This is a genomic window from Solilutibacter silvestris, from assembly GCF_050574925.1.
Taxonomy (GTDB): domain Bacteria; phylum Pseudomonadota; class Gammaproteobacteria; order Xanthomonadales; family Xanthomonadaceae; genus Solilutibacter; species Solilutibacter silvestris_A.
In genome coordinates, this window is the sequence record NZ_JBCMOO010000009.1 from 1515 (window position 1) to 5031 (window position 3517).

At 49.2% G+C, this 3517-nt stretch carries 5 protein-coding genes; all 5 read left to right on the top strand.

Annotation, left to right across the window (positions count from 1 at the left end):
* A partial coding sequence (locus ABE093_RS12765) for a hypothetical protein (RefSeq protein ID WP_430761295.1) occupies positions 1 to 272 on the top strand: 272 nt, incomplete at its 5' end.
* Between the two features lie 309 nt (positions 273 to 581).
* Positions 582 to 782, top strand: coding sequence for a hypothetical protein (locus ABE093_RS12770; RefSeq protein WP_430761296.1), 201 nt, complete (start codon positions 582 to 584; stop codon positions 780 to 782).
* Between the two features lie 48 nt (positions 783 to 830).
* The gene (locus ABE093_RS12775) at positions 831 to 1574 is read left to right on the top strand and encodes a TIR domain-containing protein (protein WP_430761297.1); all 744 of its coding nucleotides are present in this window, start codon (positions 831 to 833) and stop codon (positions 1572 to 1574) included.
* Between the two features lie 187 nt (positions 1575 to 1761).
* Entirely contained in the window at positions 1762 to 2148 is a 387-nt protein-coding gene (locus ABE093_RS12780) for a hypothetical protein (RefSeq protein ID WP_430761298.1), read from the top strand.
* Between the two features lie 109 nt (positions 2149 to 2257).
* Entirely contained in the window at positions 2258 to 3046 is a 789-nt protein-coding gene (locus ABE093_RS12785; RefSeq protein ID WP_430761299.1) for a hypothetical protein, read from the top strand.
* The last annotated feature ends 471 nt before the right edge of the window (positions 3047 to 3517 follow it).

The following is a 3517-nucleotide window of genomic DNA, read 5'->3' on the forward strand; positions in this document are numbered from 1 at the left end:
TAACTCAGGTGTTAGGCTGCAGCACCAAGGATTTTCGCGCCATGAAAATAACTGATCCGAAGTTCAATCGCGAAATTACACTCGCAGATGCTTATCGCGTCATGTGTAAATTTATCGAAGAATACAATTCACGGGGTGTGTCCAGTACATTGGATTTACTCTCTGACATTGGGCTCACGACATTTCGAGATGGCTCAAGTGCTGATCCTGCCCAGCTGCAAGACTTCCTAGACGCGGCAAATTCAATCTTGAAAGGCTCGGCAGCACCCTAACTAATCGTTCAAGCNNTTAACTCAGGTGTTAGGTGTGCGATGCCAATCTATCGCTTCTCTTTTGAAAGTCCACTGTCGCCTAAAGAGGTCGAATAACAACTATCTAGGCAGATTAGACGACGGCGCGGACTCTTCGATTGGTTTAGTCAAATCATCAACAGGCCGCAAGATGAAGAAAAGCCTTGGATCGGGGATGTTTCAACTGGTCGCTTTTCAATTTATCGCTTCGTCCGTTACAGAAACTCGTTCCTACCGCAGATCTTCGGAAAAATTCACCCGAACCCGTCCGGATCATCTATAACCATCTTGATGATCCTTCACCCAGTCGTATTTGCATTTATTGCCATCTTCTTGTTCTTTACAACAAAGGGAGCTCTGGATTTTCCGAACGATCATGGCGCATGGTTAATGCCAGTCTTTATGATTGCACTGACAATCGGGGCGTTTGTACCGGAGGCAATCAAGGCAAAAAACATGTTGATTTCACAACTTTCTACCTCGCACACCTAACTAATCGTTNNGGCTTAACTCAGGTGTTAGCTGCTACCCAGGAAGAACATGACCACCAAGCCAGTCGTATTTATCGCTTCTTCGAGTGAAGGCCTGAACGTCGCATATGCGGTTCAGGAAAACCTTGAGCATGCCTGCGAAGTAACCGTTTGGTCCCAAGGAGCATTCGACCTTTCTCGCTACACTCTTGAATCACTAACGGAAACCCTTGAAAGCTCTGAGTTTGGCGTTTTTGTTTTGACTCCTGACGACCTAGTCACCATTCGTGATAAAACTCAAAGCGCTGCTAGAGACAATGTACTTTTTGAACTGGGACTCTTCGTTGGCCGTCTCGGCCGAGAGCGCTGCTATGTCGTGATACCTCGCGGCAACGAGGAGACGCTGCGGCTACCAACCGATTTGCTCGGGATTACCCCAGCACTTTATGACCCATCACGCCAAGATGGAAACCTTGTGGCTGCGCTTGGCCCTGCGTCGGCAAAAATCATTCGTGCCATCCAAAAAATTGGACCCCCACCCGTTTCGGCTCCAAAACCGTCAGTGCCAGTAACCCCCACTTACTCAGAGCAAGACATCCTTGCCATTCTTGAATCTTGGATGGGAAGCCGAACAGCGTCTGACAACCAAAGAGTTATTCATTTTGATCAAGTCGATGCCGAGCTTAAGCTCCCTCTTGGTTCAACTAAAAAGCACATTAAAAAGGCCGCAGAACGCTGGGGCTACAGCCCAAGACATGAAGGTGAATCCACTATCATTTTTGGAGAGCGTGAACACTTCAAAAAAGGCTGGTAGCAGCTAACTAATCGTTCAAGCCGACCCCGCTTCGTGGCACCGTCTGCGTGCCTGCGCTACGCTAGCACGCATCCGCCGCCACTCACGGGGCGGCTTAACTCAGGTGTTAGGCCGCAACGGGCAGCCGCCCATGCATGGAGTCAAAGCGACAATGCAAGTCTTCGGCAGGTCCCTACAAATCAGGAGAATGATCATTTGGGCGCTAGCTGGCCTGCTGATTTTCTACCACGTGTACACTCTCTACGACTTGTATCTTGGTTCCGGCACTGATCTGTATGGAGCCACCAATGGGCACGCCAAATTTGTATATGCGCAGTCCATACTTCGCTTATTGATTATAACCAGTCTGCTCTTAGTCGCGATGAATCGACGGTTCGCCCTATACGGAATGTGGGCCGCCATTTCCGCTCTCGTCGCTACGCACTATTGGGCATTGTTCTTCGAGCTTCCATTTCGCTTCCTGGAAGGCAGGCATCCGCTCTCCTACCTTAAGGGTTTCATCATCCCGACGGTAATTACGTTTCTGTTCTTGTCAATGAAGACCAGTCGAGAGTCCGGCAAAGATGCGGCCTAACTAATCGTTCAAGCCGACCCCGCTTCGTGGCACCGTCCGCGTGCCTGCGCTACGCTAGCACGCGTCCGCCGCCACTGCGCGTGGCGGCTTAACTCAGGTGTTAGGCGTCATGCTCAAACTATTTCGCTATCTCACAAGCCCAACGGGAAAAGATACGCAAAATTCAGAAGTACAAGACGGGTTTGTTTACGTTCCAGAGGTTGAGCCGCCAGATTTATTTGTAGACATCAAACCAAATAGCATTCTAGGAAACTCAATAGACACACCACCTTGGATTGTGGTTGATCGCACGCTTCAATCAATCGTGCTAGCCAGATGGCCTGGCCGGATTTGGGCCGTTCACATCCTGAAAAGCTCGTCGAATCAGCCGAAGTCGTACGCTGGATATACTCGAGCCACATGCGTAAAAGTGCTTCATGAAGTTCGGCTCAGCGAGCTTTTTGAGCATAACGGGCCCGCTGTGCTCGGATTTTTAGACCAAGTCTCCACCCTAAAAAATTGTGAGGCTGAAAATCTCGGTCGAACACGGGATGAAGATGCCGCTCGGATCTACAATCAAGTATGGGATCGTTGGTTAGAAAAATTTGATCCTGCGTCAATCTATGCCGGCAACGATCATAAGGGAGTCATTAGAATTGGCCATAAACCACCTGTCTCACCCGTAGGGAATGCCCTATCCGTTTTACAAAGCCAACTATCAAATCGTGCTCGTGAAATATATGGCGATGATGCTTTTGTCATTGAAGACGACGAAATTTCCTTGAATGAAACCTGGTTAGCAATTGCGGATAATTTACATCACGCACTATTTTCAATTGGAGCAGGCGATGATCTTGTCAGCACGGAAGAAAGAATAATTCTCGCTCGCACATGGAATGAAGCAAAATCAGCCGAATGACGCCTAACTAATCGTTCAAGCCGACGCCGCTTCGTGGCACGGCTTTGGGATTTCCGCTACGCTAGCCCAAAACCGCGCCACTTCGCTGCGCGGCTTAACTCAGGTGTTAGGCGTTACCACAACCTAATCTGCGCCCAGAAAAGACTTGCCCCTCACAATGAATAAGCGGCTCCTATACGGATATTTACTGGCAATTGTCGTGGCTGGAGCTGCCCTCTTATTTGGGAGCGGCGTCGTTAGATCCTTAAGTGGCTCCCAAGTGACGACCATAATGTCTGTCGTTGGAGTTTTATGGCTTCCTTCCTCTTACCTGCTTATAAACGGCGCAGGCCGCTCAATCGGTACTTTCCGAAAAGGCTTGGGGTATTCGACTGGAATAGCCACCATCTTCATGGGCCTGATATCAACCCTAATCCTCGTAGCCATTCTTACTGAAAGGCAAAGCTCGGGTAACGCCTAACTAATCGTTCA

Excerpts from the sequence above, each read along its gene's own strand:
- ABE093_RS12770 (WP_430761296.1), top strand. The coding sequence starts at position 582 with ATGATCCTTCACCCAGTCGTATTTGCATTTATTGCCATCTTCTTGTTC.
- ABE093_RS12785 (WP_430761299.1), top strand. The coding sequence starts at position 2,258 with ATGCTCAAACTATTTCGCTATCTCACAAGCCCAACGGGAAAAGATACG.
- ABE093_RS12775 (WP_430761297.1), top strand. The coding sequence starts at position 831 with ATGACCACCAAGCCAGTCGTATTTATCGCTTCTTCGAGTGAAGGCCTG.
- ABE093_RS12780 (WP_430761298.1), top strand. The coding sequence starts at position 1,762 with ATGATCATTTGGGCGCTAGCTGGCCTGCTGATTTTCTACCACGTGTAC.